This is a genomic window from Aquimarina macrocephali JAMB N27, from assembly GCF_000520995.1.
GTDB classification, from domain to species: domain Bacteria; phylum Bacteroidota; class Bacteroidia; order Flavobacteriales; family Flavobacteriaceae; genus Aquimarina; species Aquimarina macrocephali.
Genome location: NZ_JACA01000012.1, coordinates 195,069 through 211,214, shown reverse-complemented (window position 1 = coordinate 211,214; position 16,146 = coordinate 195,069). Strand labels below are relative to the sequence as shown.

Genomic DNA, 16,146 nt, shown 5'->3' with positions numbered 1-16,146 from the left:
AATGTAAAAGAGCAAATAATAAAAGCATGAAAATAGCAGTAATAGGCTCTGGATATGTGGGATTAGTAACAGGAACATGTCTTGCTGAGACCGGGAATGAAGTTGTATGCATAGACATAGACGAGAGTAAGGTTCAAAAATTAAGTATGGGTGAAGTCCCTATTTATGAACCACATCTGGATATGTTGTTTGATAGAAATATAAAAGCTGGGAGACTAAGGTTTACTACGTCTCTTGTCGAAGGCTTAGAGCACGGTGAGATTATTTTTTTAGCATTACCCACTCCAGAAGAAGAGGATGGTTCTGCAGACTTGTCATATATTATCGGTGTTGCAGAAGATATAGGGCAATTACTCAATGAGTATAAGGTAATAGTAGATAAGAGTACTGTTCCGGTTGGGACAGCAGAAAAAGTTCGAGCCACTATTGCAAAATATACAACAAGTGATTTTGATGTCGTTTCAAACCCTGAGTTTCTAAGAGAAGGTTTTGCAGTAGACGATTTTTTGAAACCAGAACGAATTGTTGTAGGATCAAGCTCTGATAGAGCAATAGAGCTTATGAAAAAATTATATAAGCCTTTTGTACGATCTGGTAACCCTATAATAGTGATGGATGAAAAATCTGCAGAACTTACTAAATATGCAGCAAATTCTTTTCTGGCAACCAAGATTACGTTTATGAATGAAATTGCAAATTATTGCGAGAAAGTTGGTGCAGATATTGATAAAGTACGCATAGGTATAGGAACGGATTCTAGGATTGGAAAACGTTTTTTATTTCCAGGGATAGGATATGGAGGTTCTTGCTTTCCGAAAGATGTAAAAGCACTTCATAAATCAGGTAAAAATTCAGAATATGATTTTAAAATTCTGGATGCAGTAATTAGAGTCAATGATAGTCAGAAAATTGCATTATTACCAAAGATCAATACATATTTTGATAACGATCTATCTAACAAAACATTTGCAATATGGGGATTAGCTTTTAAGCCAGAGACAGATGATATTAGAGAAGCACCCGCATTATATCTGATTGATGAATTGCTAAAAGAAGGGGTAAAGATTAGAGCATTTGATCCAGAGGCAATGAAAAATGTAGCCGATAAATATGGAGATAAGATTGACTTGGTTACTACTATGTATGAAGCGGTTCAGAATGCAGATGCGCTAATCATTTGTACAGAATGGAGTATTTTTAGAACTCCGGATTTCAATAAAATAAAAGAAGGATTAAAAAACCCTTTGATTTTTGATGGAAGAAATCTTTATGATATTGTTGATATCGAAAAAGAAGAGATTTCCTATTTTTCTATAGGGAGGAAAGATATTAAATTATAGCTATGCAAAAAGTTTTAATTACAGGAGCAGCTGGTTTTTTGGGATCTCATCTCTGTGATCGGTTTATTAAAGAAGGTTTTCATGTGGTTGGTATGGATAACCTAATCACAGGTACACTAAAAAATATTGAACACCTGTTTAAGCTAAAACATTTTGAGTTTTATCACCATGATGTAACCAAATTTGTTCATGTTCCTGGCGCATTAGATTATATATTACATTTTGCATCTCCTGCCAGCCCTATAGACTATCTTAAGATTCCTATTCAAACATTAAAAGTAGGGTCTTTAGGGACACACAATCTTTTAGGCCTTGCAAAAGAAAAAAACGCTAGAATTCTTATTGCATCGACTAGCGAGGTTTATGGTGATCCTTTAGTTCACCCACAAAGTGAAGATTATTATGGTAATGTTAACGCTATTGGACCTAGAGGTGTATACGATGAAGCTAAACGTTTTCAGGAATCAATCACAATGGCATATCATACCTATCATGGTTTAGAGACAAGAATTGCACGTATTTTTAATACTTATGGCCCAAGAATGCGATTAAATGATGGTCGGGTAGTGCCTGCATTTATCGGACAAGCATTAAGAGGTGAAGATCTAACTATATTTGGAAATGGATTACAAACTCGATCTTTTTGTTATGTAGATGATCTGGTAGAAGGAATTTATAGGTTACTTTTTAGTAATTATGTATATCCCATAAATATAGGTAACCCTGATGAGATTAGAATCAAAGATTTTGCTGAAGAAATTGTAAAACTTACTGAGACAAACCAAAAAGTAATTTATAAACCATTACCAGTTGATGATCCCTTACAACGACAGCCTGATATTGGTAAGGCAAAAGAAATTTTGGATTGGCAACCAAAAACAAGAAGATCTGAAGGGATGAAATTAACTTTGGATTATTTTAGAGGATTTTCTGAAGAAGAACTTCAAAAGAGTGAACATAGAGATTTTTTAAAAAAATAACTTAATACTTTATGAAAAGTAGGACCGGTAGATATTCAGTATACATAAAACCACTTTTCTGTTTGGTAGATTTATTTATTTTAAATCTTACCACCTTATTGTTTCAGACAAATATTGATCAAAACCTTTTATTTTCAGCTTATATTTCGGTTTTATGGATTATCCTTTCCAGTAAGAACAAGTTTTATGATATAAAGCGATTTTCGAAATTAGTTCATATTATCGCTTCTTTAATTCGGCAATTTTTAATTTTTGCACTTATTCTTTATGCTTTTATAGGGTTTTTTAAACAGCCAAATATTAGCAGATGGGAGATGGGGAAGTATTTTGTAGCAATAATTGGATTAGTTACTTTTTTTAAGTTTGTTTTACTTTTTTTACTATCCAAGTACAGAGGGATATTTGGCGGAAATATTAGAAGAGTTGTTGTTATTGGTGATAATAAAAAAACAAATCAATTAATTAAATTTTTTAAAGAGAAACCTGATTTTGGGTATAAGTTTCAAAAAAAATTCTGTGTAAATAAAGAAGATTTTGATCTTGAAAAGTGTTTTTATTATATCGTAGAGAATGAAATCGATGAGGTATATTGTTCTATTGCAGAATTATCAAATAGTCAATTGCGAAATATCGTTAATTTTACAGAGAATAATTTAAAAATCTTAAAATTTATACCAGACAATAAAGATATATTTACCAAAAAATTAATTTTTAATTACTACGGCTATATTCCAGTATTATCATTTCGTGATATACCATTGGATGACTCTATAAATAAGTTTGCAAAAAGAACTTTTGATATCTTATTATCCTTATTTGTTTTAATAGGCATCCTTTCATGGTTAACACCTTTAATAGCATTTCTTATTCAATTAGAATCTAAAGGCCCTGTGTTTTTTAAACAGCGTCGTAATGGGTTGGATTACAGAGAGTTTTATTGCTATAAATACAGATCGATGAAACCTAGTACGAGTGCTAATCAAGCAACCAAAGGTGATGCGAGGGTTACTAGGGTGGGAAAATTTATTAGAAGGACTAGTATTGACGAATTGCCGCAATTTCTTAATGTGCTCAAAGGCGATATGTCTGTAGTTGGTCCAAGACCACATATGGTAAAGCATAATGAAGAATTTGCAAAACGAGTGGATAAGTTTATGGTTCGTCATTTTGTAAAGCCAGGGATTACAGGATTAGCTCAGGTTAGTGGTTTTAGAGGCGAAATAGAAACAAATAAGGATATCGTTAACCGGGTAAAATATGATATTTTTTATGTAGAGAACTGGTCATTGCTTTTAGATATTAAGATTACTATTCTTACTGCTATAAATGCGATTAGAGGAGAAGAAAAAGCATATTAGCTTGCCTTGTAAAAAAATAAAATTTGTATTTACGCATTAAAAACATGTGATACCAAAGGCAAAAATAGTTGTTGTGTAAGCATATATATCTAAATATGATAATACAAATTCAAAAAAAACGTTAACTACCCCATAATACATCTTATAAAAAGTGCAACCAGTTAACATCATAACTCAGGCTACCAAAATGTTTTATAAAGAAGATCATTGGGTTGTAATGACCTTTTGGAACAGCCTGTATATTGCCTTTTTTTTACTACCATTAGGTATCAATCTCCCAACCCCGTTTTTTATAGTTTCGATCATTTTTGGGATAGGCATGATGTTTAGATCCGAAAAAAAATTTATTCTGGATAAGTCATTATTGCTTTTCCCCTTATATTTTATTGTAATGTCTTTGGGGTTGATCTACACCGATAATTTGATCAGTGGATTTGATTTGGTACAACGATCCCTTTCATTATTGTTATTTCCTATAATTTTTCTATTTGTTAAAGAAGATGCTACTACAGTAAAAAGATTATTTGACTTTTTGCTTATGGGGTTAATTGTTTCATTCTTTGTTAATGTTTTTAAGGCTAGTGATAACTTAACATGGCATATTATTGATGAAAGAGAAAACATAGAACCCCTTTTGTTTATAGAGGGAATTGTAAAAAATTGGCATTATTTTTTTGTTGGATCTTTATTTTCAAGATCAGTTAATGCTAATTATATTTCTATATACATACTGCTGGTATTAAGTTATTATCTTAAAAACAAGTTGAAATCTCGAATACAGTTAGTAATTGTTATTCTCTTATTTCTATATCTTTTTTTATTAGCTTCAATTGCAGCCTATCTTATTTTGTTTGTAATGTCAATACTATTAGTTCTTGACATTGCTGATAAGCAAAAGAAATATGCTATGACTATTATTTTTTTGATGGGATTATTACTGTTTTTGAATAACCCCAGAGTATCTGATTTTTATTCCAGAATAAAAGATTTTAGTAATGTAGAAGAATATTATGACGCAACAACTGCAGAAAAATCAAGGCTGTTGTCATGGGATGCCAGTATCAAATTGATTAAAGATGCACCCATATTTGGTTATGGAACAGGAGATGCAAATGATGTTTTGATTCAAAAATATAAAGAATTAGATTATGCCCTTAATTACAAGAGTAAGTATAATTCACACAATCAGTTTTTGCAAACATATTTACAGACAGGCATTATTGGATTTGGGGTCTTGGTTAGCATTTTTGTTGTATTGGCAATGCGCATGAAAAGGAGTCGCAATGAGTTTTCGGTCTTTTTAATCCTCTTTATATCATTAGTATTCGAATCTATGTTAGTTCGATTTAATGGTATTGTATTCTTTTCTATTGTTACCCCTTTGCTTTTAAAAAAGAGAAGTATTTTGAGTAGTAGGATTATTCGCAATGATGGTAATGAATAGGATTAAAATATTATATCAAGGCATCTGATTATTATATGGCAGGATAGTATTAGTTTGAGAAGCACGTATAAAGAGCATGAGTTTTTATCTAGAAAGAATTAGCTATACAACTACGAATAAACTATTTTTGAGTCCATAAAAACAAGCCATAATAAATCATGAATATTTTAGTACTCGGATCAGGAGGTAGAGAACATACATTTGCTTATAAAATTGTGCAAAGCCCGATTTGCGACACCTTATTTGTAGCACCTGGTAATGCAGGAACAGCTCGTATAGCTACTAATGTACCAATTGCAGTTACAGATTTTCCTGCGATTAAAGAGGTAGTGTTACAAGAGAACATTGAAATGGTTGTAGTTGGCCCAGAAGATCCATTGGTAAAAGGGATAAGCGATTATTTTGCAGAAGACAGCCAATTAAAAAATATTGTAGTTATTGGTCCATCTAAAGAAGGTGCACAATTAGAAGGAAGTAAAGAATATGCCAAAGAGTTTTTAATCAGGCATAATATACCTACAGCAGCTTATCAAAGCTTTACTGCCGATACTGTTGAAGATGGAAAGCGATTTTTAGAAACTTTACAGGCGCCTTACGTGCTTAAAGCAGATGGTTTGGCCGCTGGAAAGGGTGTATTAATTCTTCAGGATATAGATGAGGCTAAAACTGAGCTTGAAAATATGTTAACCAATAAAAAATTTGGTGCAGCAAGTGAAAAAGTTGTGATCGAAGAATTTCTTGATGGGATAGAGCTTAGTGTTTTTGTACTTACCGATGGTAAAAATTATTTAACCTTACCCACAGCCAAAGACTATAAACGTATTGGAGAAGGAGATACAGGGTTAAATACAGGGGGTATGGGAGCGATCTCACCAGTTCCTTTTGTAGATGATACACTTATGACTAAAATTGAAGAGCGTATTATTAAACCTACTGTACAAGGATTGGAAAAAGAAAATATAGATTATAAAGGTTTTATTTTTATAGGGCTTATTAAAGTAGAGGATGACCCAAAAGTAATCGAATATAATGTACGTATGGGGGATCCAGAAACCGAAGCAGTCCTACCGAGAGTAAAGACAGATTTAGTACAACTGTTTCAGCATGTCGGAAATCAATCGCTGGATAAGATCAATCTCGAATTAGATGAACGAAGTGCAGCTACCATAGTAACTGTTTCTGGTGGATATCCAGAAGCTTATGAAAAAGGAAAAGAGATTACAGGTATAGATACCATTACAAACTCTATTGTTTTTCATGCAGGAACATCTCTAGAGGGTGATAAAGTAATCACTAGTGGTGGAAGGGTAATTGCTATAACATCATTGGATGAAGATTTTAGAAAGGCCCTTAAAACATCGTACCAAAGTATAGAAAAACTTAATTTTGATAAGATGTATTATAGAAAAGATCTAGGATTCGATTTGTAAAAACATCTCTCTCACATAAGACAATTAAAAAAGCGTTTAATTTATATAAATTAAACGCTTTTTTAATATTTATAATATTCGAAATCTCAAGAATTACTTCTTGGTCAGACAAGATTTTAGTTTAAAAAAGAATGTGCTTTAGGATCTCTATTCTCTTCATTATTGTCATTAAATTTCTTTAATTCCTTCATCCAATATATAAAAGCAGCAAAACCAATGAACATAAACGCCCAATTAAGCATATTAGCTCCAAACCAGTTTTCTAATTCTAATGCTCTAAACCAATCAAAAGGAATAAATAATACATCTGTAAAAAGTGACCCTATGGCTTCAAAAAAATCTTTCATAACTTGTTCTATATTTTCTTTGTAAAAAGTCTAAAGCGGTAAACTAAAAACTTTTTATAAATTAGTTCAATAATACCAATAGACAATTCTTTACTATTGTCTGGTGCAAAAATATAAAAAATAGTAGTGTTATCAAGCTTTTTTAGTAAATCAAAACCCATTAATTATATTGCTGTGGCATTGTATATGGGTATACTATTTGGCATTGCCCATTATAGAAAGGGTTTTGAGGCCGAAAGCAGCCATATTTTACTAACGGCCGCTAGTATTTTTTTGTATATTTTACCAATGTTGGCCCTTAATTTTGTAGCGCAAAAAAATGATCTTACCAATAAAGGTACATTTACAATACTTTTGTATGCTTTTCTTACCGCAATATTACCTAATTCTCTAACCAGCTTTCCTATTTTATTGTCAAACGTATTTGTATTACTGGCAGTACAAAATATTTTACATCTGCGAAATGAAAAACATATTAAAGCCAAAATCTTTAATGCATCAATCTTTATCGGTTTGGCTTCGCTAGCTTATTTTTGGAGTATTGGGTTTATTATTTTGGTTTTTTTAGGGATATTGTTTTTCGATCCCAAAAATTATAGAAACTGGATTATTCCTTTTATTGGGGTTAGTATGATCTACGTATTCGCAAATTGTTTTACACTGTTGTTTTATGATTCGTTTTTTGCAATTGCCACCTATATTGATTCGATATCATTTTCATTTCAAACTTACTTTATAAAAGAACATCTTTTCTCTGTAGGAATAATATCTATTTGTATTGTATTCTTTTTTTCAATCTACCTTATCAAATTTGGTAGAAAAACGGCAAATACAAAACCTATATTACGAGTTGTTATCATCTATTTAATTGTGGCGATTGTAGTAGCGGCCATTGCACCAGAAAAGGATACTTCTGAGCTGTTTTTTATAGCAACACCTCTTTCTCTTATTGGCACTACATATCTCGAAATGAATTATCATCAATTTGCTAAAGAGATAAATATTTGGGTATTCATCCTGATTCCGTTTACAATATTATTGTTTTAGGAATGTATGATTGGAGTAAGGAATAAGAATAATTGCTAAGAAAAAAATAAAAGGCTTTTCTATTGAATTTGAGAGAACTACAAATTTGTTTTAGATGTTTACTACCGATAGTAATACTTTTTTTTAATGCCATAACAGGAAGTGTTTTGTGTTTAAACCCGGTGTATAATTTTTGTTGAGGTGGATTGAATTATCATATGCTAGATACTATTGCAAAATATAATACCTTTGTACCTGCCGAAAAAATAAGGTTACGTACTTATGATCGTTCTGTATATTGAGAAAGATATAAAGTTAAAACCAACTTTTGAAGAATTGGTAAGAACATCAATTCATAAGCAGTTCGAAGGGCATAAAACAATACTATAGAAAGTATAAAAGCGTACAAATTATAGAATATTTACACATTTTAGAAAAATAATAGCACAGATGTTTACCGACAAAGCAAATTCCATTTTTAAAGAAGTTATAGAAAAATACCACGTGATCGATAGTGTAGATCAAGAATTCTCAAATCCATATGATAGTAAATCACAGGCTATAGAGCACTTACTATATCGAAAATGTTGGATTGATACTGTGCAATGGCATTATGAAGATATCATACGAGATCCAGAAATTGATCCGATTGCAGCCTTAAAACTAAAACGAAAGATCGATGCCTCTAATCAGGATCGAACAGATATGGTAGAATATATTGACGGTTATTTTTTAGAATTGTATAAAGAGATAACTCCCAAGACAGATGCCACCATTAATACAGAAAGCCCTGCCTGGGGAGTAGATAGACTATCTATTTTGGCGTTAAAAGTTTATCACATGCATGTAGAAACGATTCGAGAAGAGGCTACAGATACTCATAAAGCGGCATGCCAAAACAAATTAAATGTATTACTAGAGCAACAAGTAGACTTGTCTACTGCTATTGATACATTACTGAATGATATTGAAAATGGGGATAAATACATGAAAGTGTATAAGCAAATGAAAATGTACAATGATGATGAATTAAACCCAGTATTGCGTGGCGGGAAGTAATATAAAGAGATCTAAAGAATTTGAAACGAACGTTCTGATAATTCGCCTCTCTGCTATGGGTGATATAGCAATGACTGTTCCTGTTTTAAGAGTTTTTAGAGCTACTTATCCCGATGTAAAACTAACAGTACTTACCCGCAAGTTCTTTGAACCTATATTTTCTGATATTGAAAATCTAGAAGTATATCATGCAGATGTAGAAAATAAACATAAAGGTTTTATTGGTCTTACGCGATTATCGAATGAATTGCATAAACGGAAGATAGATGCTGTTGCCGATATGCATAATGTATTGCGCTCTAATGTGCTAAAAACTCTATTTTCGTTACGAGGGATAAAAACAGTTCAAGTCGATAAAGGTCGTGCAGAGAAAAAAGCATTGACTCGATCAAAAAATAAGGTGTTTAAACAATTAAAAACAACGCACCAGCGATATGCTGATGTTTTTTCTGCTTTAGGGTATCCTATTGATCTTACAACTCATAAGTTCCCTAAAAAACAACCGTTAACACCCGAGATTCTTTCCATAACTCAAAATTCGACCAAAAAATGGTTAGGGATTGCACCATTTGCACAATATGAAAGTAAAACCTACCCACTAGCATTAATGATTGAGGTAATTGAGACCTTGAACAAGGAAGACGGGTTTGAGATTTTTCTCTTTGGAGGAGGTAAACGAGAAATGGATATTCTAAACAACATAGAAAGTAAGTATAAGAACGTAACGAATATAGTTGGTAAACTATCTTTTGAAGATGAGCTAGGACTTATTGGTAACCTAGATGCTATGTTATCCATGGATAGTGGAAATGCGCACTTAGCAGCGATGTATGGAGTGCCAACAATTACCTTATGGGGAGTTACTCATCCGTTTACCGGGTTTATGCCTTTTGGGCAACCTATGGAGCGCGCTATTTTGCCTAATTTAGCAAAATATGACCAGATTCCAACTTCAATTTATGGTAATAAAGTACCTCCTGGTTATGAAAAAGTGATGCATACGATCAAACCAGAAACTGTCGTAGAAAGGATTAATAAATTATAAACTTATCATACATTTCAGCCTTGCTGAAATGTATTTTTAACAGATAAAGTTAGTGGTCAAAATCAAACATCATCAAAATCAACAGTAATTGATGATGAGGTTGGGTGAGCCTGGCAAGCCAAGACTAATCCTTCTGCGATTTCTCCATCAGTAAGAATACTATTTTTTTCCATTGCTGCACTACCTTCTGTGATTTTGCAAATACATGAACTACACACTCCTCCCTGGCAGGAATAAGGAGCATCGATATCCTGATCTAGTGCCGCATCAAGAATTGTTTTTTTCTGATCCATGGTGAAATTAAATTCTTCATCATCCACCAATACTTTAATATTCGATTTTCCTTCGAGATCAGCATCTATTTCTGTTGTAGAAGCACTACTGGTAAATAGTTCAAAATGAATATTATCTTTAGAAATATTATTTTCTGATAAAATTGAAGTTACGGTATTGATCATTTCTTCGGGGCCACATAGATAAAATGAAGTAAAAGAAAGATCTTTAAATTTATTTTTTAATACGTAATTTACAGTTGACTTTTCTATCCTTCCAAAGTGAGCGTTATCTTCCTGACTTCTACTATATATAAATTCTATAAATAAACGATCTGAATAGTTAGCTTGTAACTCTAGTAATTCTTTATAAAAGATAGTTTCTTCTGGTGTTCTATTTCCGTATACCAAAACAAAACGACTATTTGGCTCTTCTTCAAGAACCGCTTTGATCATACTCATTACAGGAGTAATACCACTACCTGCTGCAAAAGCAGCATAAGAATTACTTGCTTGGGCATTAGTGGTAAGTGAGAAGTTACCTTCGGGAGTGTGAACTTCGAGTACATCACCCTCTTTTAATTTATTATTAGCAATGACCGAAAATGTACCTCCGGATATTTCTTTAACGGTTACTTTAAGGACATCACTTTTTGGAGAACTACAAATAGAATATGCTCTACGCACTTCTTTTCCTTCTACCTCAGTTTTGATAGTAATGTATTGCCCGGGGATAAAAGAATAGGCATCCTTTAATGCTGTTGGTACTTCGAAAGTTATAGAAACAGCCAAGGGAGTTTCTCGAGTAATATGTTGTATGGATAATTTATGAAAATCTGACATTGTATTTTACTAAAAACCTAATTTGAAAACTTCATTATAAGGAGAATTCAAAATAGACAGTTTAACTAATCCGATAATATATCGGGATCTCATTTTTAAATTTGTGACAAAAATAGTAAATGCAACAAGAGAAGATAGCCTTTACGAAAGAATTTAAGTGAGTTCTTGATTTATTTTTGTAACAAAATTGCGATTTTGATTACTAAATAGTTAAATACATCTTATCTATGTTTACCCGTTTCATCAATTTACAATGGAAATCTTTTTGGCGATCTGCTTCATTAACCTCTGGATTATTTATGAAGTTCTTTATGGGGTTTTGGGCACTTTGGTTTATTGTCATGATGGCTTCGGGAGGAATTGGCGCGTTTTTTTTAATTAAAGAAGAACTTAATCTCGATCCTCTAGAAACCATAAACAGGTTTTTGATATATTGGTTAGTAATTGATTTGTTATTTCGATATGCATTGCAAAAAATGCCGGTTATTAATATTAAGCCATTACTGATTCTTCCTTTTAAGAAAAGAAAAATAGTTTCTTTTGCTTTTGGAAAAACAGTATTTTCATTTTTTAATATTATTCATGCTTTCTTTTTTATTCCGTTTTCTATTGTATTGATTGGAAATGAATATCCAGTATTTGATGTGTTATTATGGAATATAGGATTGGCAGCATTAATCTATAGTAACAATTTTCTAAATATTATTCTAAACAAAAAAGACAACCTTATATTTATCATAGGTGGTATTTTGGCAATTTTAGGAGGGTTACATTATTTCGAATATTTTGATATCACTACGTATACGGCACCATTTTTTAAAGGATTATATGAAATTCCTTTTTTGGTATTGATTCCTATAGCGATACTATTATTTTTAATAACCATATCGTTTCGATCCTTTGTAACCGACTTGTATCTGGATGCTGGATTAGCAACTAAAACCAAAAATGTAAAAACAGAAAATCTGGAGTGGTTAGATAGATTCGGAAAGACTGCAACCTTTCTTAAAAATGATATAAAACTCATAAAAAGAAATAAACGAGCCAGGTCTACAGTTTTGGTGAGTATTCTGTTCTTATTTTATGGATTGTTATTCTTCACAGGATCTGTAGAGGCATATGATGGACCCGTTTGGAGAATTTTTGCTGCCATTTTTGTCACCGGTGGATTTCTATTAAGTTTTGGACAGTTTGTACCTAGTTGGGATAGTTCATATTATCCGTTAATGATGAGTCAAAATATACGTTACAAAGAATATCTATCTTCTAAATGGTGGTTGATGGTAATTGCAACATTGATTTCTACAGTATTAGCATCTGGATATTTGTATTATGGATGGGAAGTATATCTTGCTATAGTGGTGGGAGCAATCTATAATATAGGAGTGAATTCTCATGTAGTATTATGGGCGGGAGCTTATGTAAAAACGCCTATTGATTTAACTAGTAACAAAAATGCATTTGGGGATAAGCAAGCTTTTAACGCTAAGACCTTACTATTATCGTTGCCTAAAATGGTTTTACCTATGATATTATATGCAATAGGCCATTATGCGTATAGTCCTTATGCGGGATATGCTCTTGTAACTGTAGCAGGTATCGCGGGGTTTGCATTTAAAGATGCAGTTTTTAATAAAATTGAACGTATTTATAGAACAGAGAAGTATAAAACGATCTTGGCATACAAACAAAAAAAATAAGAAAAATGATATCAGTACATAATCTTACTAAAACATATACCGGAAATACCGTACTTAATATAGAATCTCTAGAAATACAGAAAGGAAAAAGTTTTGGTCTGGTAGGTAATAACGGAGCAGGAAAAACAACTTTATTTAGTGCTATATTAGATCTTATTCAGCCCACAACAGGGTATATCGAAAATAAAGGAATTAAAGTTAATGAAAGTGAAGAATGGAAATCGGTAACTTCTGCATTTATTGATGAAACGTTCTTGATAGGATATCTTACTGCAGAAGAGTATTTTTATTTTATTGGAGAGCTTAGAGGGCAAAATAAAGCCGATGTAGATGCACTACTATCTGGTTTTGAAGACTTTTTTCATGGTGAGATTTTAGGGCAGAAAAAATATTTAAGAGATCTTTCTAAAGGAAATCAAAAGAAAGCAGGTATTGTTGCAGCACTTATTGGTAATCCAGAAGTAATTGTTCTAGATGAACCTTTTGCCAATTTGGATCCAACGACACAAATTCGCTTAAAAAAAATAATTAAAGAACTATCCGCTGATCCAAATATTACAGTTCTGGTATCAAGTCATGACTTAATACATGTGACCGAGGTATGTGAGCGAATTGTAGTGTTGGATAAAGGACAAGTAGTAAAAGATCTTTCTACATCAGAAGAAACACTTAGAGAACTCGAAGCACATTTTGGTGAGGAAGAATAAAAATAAGCATGTGTTGTAACGGGTTTGAAAACGTATTGAAACCTGCTATGAAAAAGCCTGTAGATATATAAGAATGACTAAAAGATCAAACAATTTTAAAATTGTTTGATCTTTTAAATAGAATAAAGGTAGAGTTTTTGATTAATCACACCTTACCCATCTGCCACTACTACCGGTTTTTTTCCATTTATGGGCATTTCCTCCAGGGCAATTCGGAAATTCATTGCTACAATACTTTTTTTCTGTGATTGTTACGACGTATTTTTTTTCGCATAACCAAAGACAACTCCAATGTTTTTTACAAGATACATCTGTATAGGTACGCTCTCTGGTTTCTCCACAATCAGTTGTTCCTCCACACTCCCAATCCCCTGTGAGATCTTCAGAAAATTCTACTGTAACTATTTCATCTGACTCTATGTTTCTTTTGTTTTCAAAACTAGTAAGTACAACAATAAAAATTAGTAGCCCGACTACTGATAACAAAATAGAGATTATTGATTTTTTTGTTTTTTGTGATTTCATAATTGTATGGTTTTAAGAATTAAATTTTTAAAAATGAGTTTCTATACTAAGGCAGGGTTACAGGGTCACACTTTCCAAAAGAAATACCTGTAAAAATGCTTCTGGTTTCATCGGTTGATGTCCCCATTGGAGTACAGAAAATATATTTTCTATCTATTCTATAATTCGAACAAACAAGGTTAAATGAAGTACAGCTACAATCAGTCTCTTCAGGTACCCAACCAGTAGGGCAATAGCTCTCTTGGTTTTCAATATTTGAACTTTCACGAGCAATGTTAGCATTTAAATTTTGTAGAGGAGATACTAAGAATATAGATATTAAAATTGCACATGCTAAGGCAAACGAAGTTTTTAAAAACTGCCCTTTTGATGTTAAGAAATACTTTTTCATGATTTGTTGTATAATTGGTTAATAAATTGTTATTCAGTATAAAATTACTAACCAATCATGATTTGTGAAGCATAAAAACCTTTGTAAAACGTTAACTTAAATTATTCTTTACTCCTTTTTTATTTAAGTTTCGGTATTTAGAAGGTGTAGTAGAGGTGTGTTTTGTAAAGGCCTTATAAAAAGTGACCTTATTATTGAAACCCGACTCAGTTGCAATGGCTTCTATTTTATAAATATTGTATGCAGTGTCTTTAAGTAATTTTTGAGAATACGCTACTCTATGTTTATTCACGTAATCATTAAAATTTTCTTGAATACATTCAGAAAAAGTCTGTGAAATTTGATAAGGTTTCACATTAAGTTCTTCGGCCAAATACCCAATGGTAAGATCATTTTTTAGAAATATAGAATCATGAATAAACAGAGCATTAATTTTCTTTTGAATTTGGGCCATAACGTTATGATCCAATGTAGAATTTGAGTATTTTTTCTTAATCTCTTTAAGAAATTGAGGATTGGTATAGAGAATAATCCCAACAACAAAAATCATGATATTATTAAACAAATAGTAATAAGCAAATTGACGCCATCCATCAGCAAATAGAGTAAGGAATGAGATAATTAGGGTAGAACAGATATATATACAGGCAAGTGTAAATAAGTACACTAATACATTTGATGATAGTTTTGTCCTGTTTTTTCTGGTTATATAAATAATGCCAATTGCATATAATAGTTGATGAATGGCCCTAGCGTAATTTATAGGCATAATTTGATCTAAAAAACGCTCTCTCATATATTGTAAACGTTCTTCACTAGGTAACATCAAAATATCTATGATGAGTATATATATAATTATGAAGGCTATAAAATGTAAACCATCAATTTTTGAATACTTATTTTTATTATGGATAAAAGATTGAAAGTGAAACCATAATAATGGCCCATAAAGAAAACCCATATCAAAATAAAACCATCCTAAAAATTGGGGATAGACTATCGATAGTTTACTAGTCCCATAAAGAAATACTAATATTTCTAAACCAAATATTCCTGAAAATAAAGCAATAGTCCAGCTTTTTAGACTTTTAGAATGTTTGAAGAAAATACCTCCCGATATAAAAAGAATTGTAAGTGACTGTATGAGAAGAAAATACCTGATGATGGTCATAAATAATCAGTTAACTATTCTGCTTTTTATTAGAATCAATGCGACACTATAAAAAAGAGAGCAGTAGAAGCCCTTCGATATCAAAAGAAAGGTTATTAGAAGATGTGTTTTTATTTTAAAGGGTACTGAAAAATTTGATTTCAGTACCCTATTATTTTTAGATTAAATGAATTAATTCCAACAAGTACCACCTGGCTGTAGACCAGGATAAGAATCTAAAAAGCATAATTCTATAGCATAACAACATCCCTGTCCACCAGGGCAATCTTGGTGGCTGGTACAATGTCTGTGGGCACCGCCTTTAATTTTTTGCTGTTGTCTTTTGCTTAAAGCTTTACCTAAGTTTAACAATTTTGATTTCATAATAAGAGTTTTAAGAGATTTTGTCTTAAACATTTATAGACACTTAAGACGTGAGTCTAAAAATTTGATAGTATGTAAAAATCACAATGAATTTATTGAATAATTTTTACGTGGAAAACAAATCGCAATTATATTTAATATTTTG

Annotated in this window: 16 protein-coding genes; 10 read left to right on the top strand and 6 right to left on the bottom strand. The window is 31.8% G+C overall.

Annotation, left to right across the window (positions count from 1 at the left end; genetic code table 11):
- Window positions 1–26 precede the first annotated feature (26 nt).
- The 5 genes from Z054_RS0109290 (at window position 27) to purD (ending at window position 6,552) form a co-directional block, all read left to right on the top strand.
- On the top strand, window positions 27–1,340 hold the full coding sequence (locus Z054_RS0109290; protein WP_024769801.1) for a UDP-glucose dehydrogenase family protein: 1,314 nt from the start codon (window positions 27–29) through the stop codon (window positions 1,338–1,340).
- A gap of 2 nt (window positions 1,341–1,342) precedes the next feature.
- Window positions 1,343–2,320, top strand: a complete 978-nt coding sequence (locus Z054_RS0109285) for a UDP-glucuronic acid decarboxylase family protein (RefSeq protein WP_024769800.1) — start codon at window positions 1,343–1,345, stop codon at window positions 2,318–2,320.
- A gap of 11 nt (window positions 2,321–2,331) precedes the next feature.
- Window positions 2,332–3,678, top strand: a complete 1,347-nt coding sequence (locus Z054_RS0109280; RefSeq protein WP_024769799.1) for an exopolysaccharide biosynthesis polyprenyl glycosylphosphotransferase — start codon at window positions 2,332–2,334, stop codon at window positions 3,676–3,678.
- 151 nt (window positions 3,679–3,829) lie between these two features.
- Window positions 3,830–5,122 carry an O-antigen ligase family protein gene (locus Z054_RS0109275; RefSeq protein WP_152538512.1) on the top strand — a complete coding sequence of 431 codons (1,293 nt, stop codon included), beginning with the start codon at window positions 3,830–3,832 and terminating at the stop codon, window positions 5,120–5,122.
- Between the two features lie 158 nt (window positions 5,123–5,280).
- Window positions 5,281–6,552, top strand: coding sequence for a phosphoribosylamine--glycine ligase (gene purD, locus Z054_RS0109270; RefSeq protein WP_024769797.1), 1,272 nt, complete (start codon window positions 5,281–5,283; stop codon window positions 6,550–6,552).
- A gap of 116 nt (window positions 6,553–6,668) precedes the next feature.
- Here the strand turns inward: purD and Z054_RS0109265 are convergent, their stop codons facing one another.
- Window positions 6,669–6,899 (bottom strand): DUF6341 family protein, encoded by a 231-nt coding sequence (locus Z054_RS0109265; protein ID WP_024769796.1) that lies wholly within the window; start codon window positions 6,897–6,899, stop codon window positions 6,669–6,671.
- A gap of 126 nt (window positions 6,900–7,025) precedes the next feature.
- Here Z054_RS0109265 and Z054_RS0109260 point away from each other — a divergent pair, with 126 nt between their 5' ends.
- From Z054_RS0109260 to Z054_RS0109245, 3 genes are all read left to right on the top strand, one after another.
- Window positions 7,026–7,946, top strand: a complete 921-nt coding sequence (locus Z054_RS0109260; RefSeq protein WP_024769795.1) for a DUF6427 family protein — start codon at window positions 7,026–7,028, stop codon at window positions 7,944–7,946.
- Between the two features lie 429 nt (window positions 7,947–8,375).
- A complete protein-coding gene (locus Z054_RS0109250; RefSeq protein ID WP_024769794.1) occupies window positions 8,376–8,984 on the top strand; it encodes a DUF4254 domain-containing protein in 609 nt (202 codons plus the stop codon).
- A complete protein-coding gene (locus Z054_RS0109245) occupies window positions 8,971–10,029 on the top strand; it encodes a glycosyltransferase family 9 protein (RefSeq protein ID WP_316929923.1) in 1,059 nt (352 codons plus the stop codon). Before Z054_RS0109250 ends, Z054_RS0109245 begins: the two co-directional genes overlap by 14 nt.
- Window positions 10,030–10,091: 62 nt before the next feature.
- On the opposite strand, the gene Z054_RS0109240 is transcribed toward Z054_RS0109245, so the two are convergent.
- The gene (locus Z054_RS0109240) at window positions 10,092–11,144 is read right to left on the bottom strand and encodes a ferredoxin--NADP reductase (protein WP_024769792.1); all 1,053 of its coding nucleotides are present in this window, start codon (window positions 11,142–11,144) and stop codon (window positions 10,092–10,094) included.
- Window positions 11,145–11,371: 227 nt separating this feature from the next.
- On the opposite strand from Z054_RS0109240, the gene Z054_RS0109235 reads away from it, so the two are divergent.
- Window positions 11,372–12,844, top strand: a complete 1,473-nt coding sequence (locus tag Z054_RS0109235) for a DUF5687 family protein (RefSeq protein WP_024769791.1) — start codon at window positions 11,372–11,374, stop codon at window positions 12,842–12,844.
- A 5-nt stretch (window positions 12,845–12,849) separates the two neighbouring features.
- The gene (locus tag Z054_RS0109230; protein ID WP_024769790.1) at window positions 12,850–13,551 is read left to right on the top strand and encodes an ABC transporter ATP-binding protein; all 702 of its coding nucleotides are present in this window, start codon (window positions 12,850–12,852) and stop codon (window positions 13,549–13,551) included.
- Window positions 13,552–13,692: 141 nt separating this feature from the next.
- Here the strand turns inward: Z054_RS0109230 and Z054_RS0109225 are convergent, their stop codons facing one another.
- From Z054_RS0109225 to Z054_RS31665, 4 genes are all read right to left on the bottom strand, one after another.
- Window positions 13,693–14,076: a hypothetical protein gene (locus Z054_RS0109225; protein ID WP_024769789.1), complete on the bottom strand. Its 384-nt coding sequence runs from the start codon at window positions 14,074–14,076 to the stop codon at window positions 13,693–13,695.
- A 46-nt stretch (window positions 14,077–14,122) separates the two neighbouring features.
- Complete coding sequence (locus Z054_RS0109220) at window positions 14,123–14,467, bottom strand: hypothetical protein (protein WP_024769788.1); 345 nt, start codon at window positions 14,465–14,467, stop codon at window positions 14,123–14,125.
- 91 nt (window positions 14,468–14,558) lie between these two features.
- Window positions 14,559–15,638 carry a helix-turn-helix domain-containing protein gene (locus Z054_RS0109215; protein ID WP_024769787.1) on the bottom strand — a complete coding sequence of 360 codons (1,080 nt, stop codon included), beginning with the start codon at window positions 15,636–15,638 and terminating at the stop codon, window positions 14,559–14,561.
- Window positions 15,639–15,809: 171 nt separating this feature from the next.
- The gene (locus Z054_RS31665; RefSeq protein ID WP_161635267.1) at window positions 15,810–16,001 is read right to left on the bottom strand and encodes a hypothetical protein; all 192 of its coding nucleotides are present in this window, start codon (window positions 15,999–16,001) and stop codon (window positions 15,810–15,812) included.
- Window positions 16,002–16,146: the final 145 nt, after the last annotated feature.

Excerpts from the sequence above, each read along its gene's own strand:
- Z054_RS0109240 (WP_024769792.1), bottom strand. The coding sequence starts at position 11,144 with ATGTCAGATTTTCATAAATTATCCATACAACATATTACTCGAGAAACT.
- Z054_RS0109290 (WP_024769801.1), top strand. The coding sequence starts at position 27 with ATGAAAATAGCAGTAATAGGCTCTGGATATGTGGGATTAGTAACAGGA.
- Z054_RS0109250 (WP_024769794.1), top strand. The coding sequence starts at position 8,376 with ATGTTTACCGACAAAGCAAATTCCATTTTTAAAGAAGTTATAGAAAAA.
- Z054_RS0109280 (WP_024769799.1), top strand. The coding sequence starts at position 2,332 with ATGAAAAGTAGGACCGGTAGATATTCAGTATACATAAAACCACTTTTC.
- Z054_RS0109220 (WP_024769788.1), bottom strand. The coding sequence starts at position 14,467 with ATGAAAAAGTATTTCTTAACATCAAAAGGGCAGTTTTTAAAAACTTCG.
- Z054_RS0109235 (WP_024769791.1), top strand. The coding sequence starts at position 11,372 with ATGTTTACCCGTTTCATCAATTTACAATGGAAATCTTTTTGGCGATCT.
- purD (WP_024769797.1), top strand. The coding sequence starts at position 5,281 with ATGAATATTTTAGTACTCGGATCAGGAGGTAGAGAACATACATTTGCT.
- Z054_RS0109230 (WP_024769790.1), top strand. The coding sequence starts at position 12,850 with ATGATATCAGTACATAATCTTACTAAAACATATACCGGAAATACCGTA.
- Z054_RS0109225 (WP_024769789.1), bottom strand. The coding sequence starts at position 14,076 with ATGAAATCACAAAAAACAAAAAAATCAATAATCTCTATTTTGTTATCA.
- Z054_RS0109265 (WP_024769796.1), bottom strand. The coding sequence starts at position 6,899 with ATGAAAGATTTTTTTGAAGCCATAGGGTCACTTTTTACAGATGTATTA.
- Z054_RS31665 (WP_161635267.1), bottom strand. The coding sequence starts at position 16,001 with ATGAAATCAAAATTGTTAAACTTAGGTAAAGCTTTAAGCAAAAGACAA.
- Z054_RS0109215 (WP_024769787.1), bottom strand. The coding sequence starts at position 15,638 with ATGACCATCATCAGGTATTTTCTTCTCATACAGTCACTTACAATTCTT.
- Z054_RS0109285 (WP_024769800.1), top strand. The coding sequence starts at position 1,343 with ATGCAAAAAGTTTTAATTACAGGAGCAGCTGGTTTTTTGGGATCTCAT.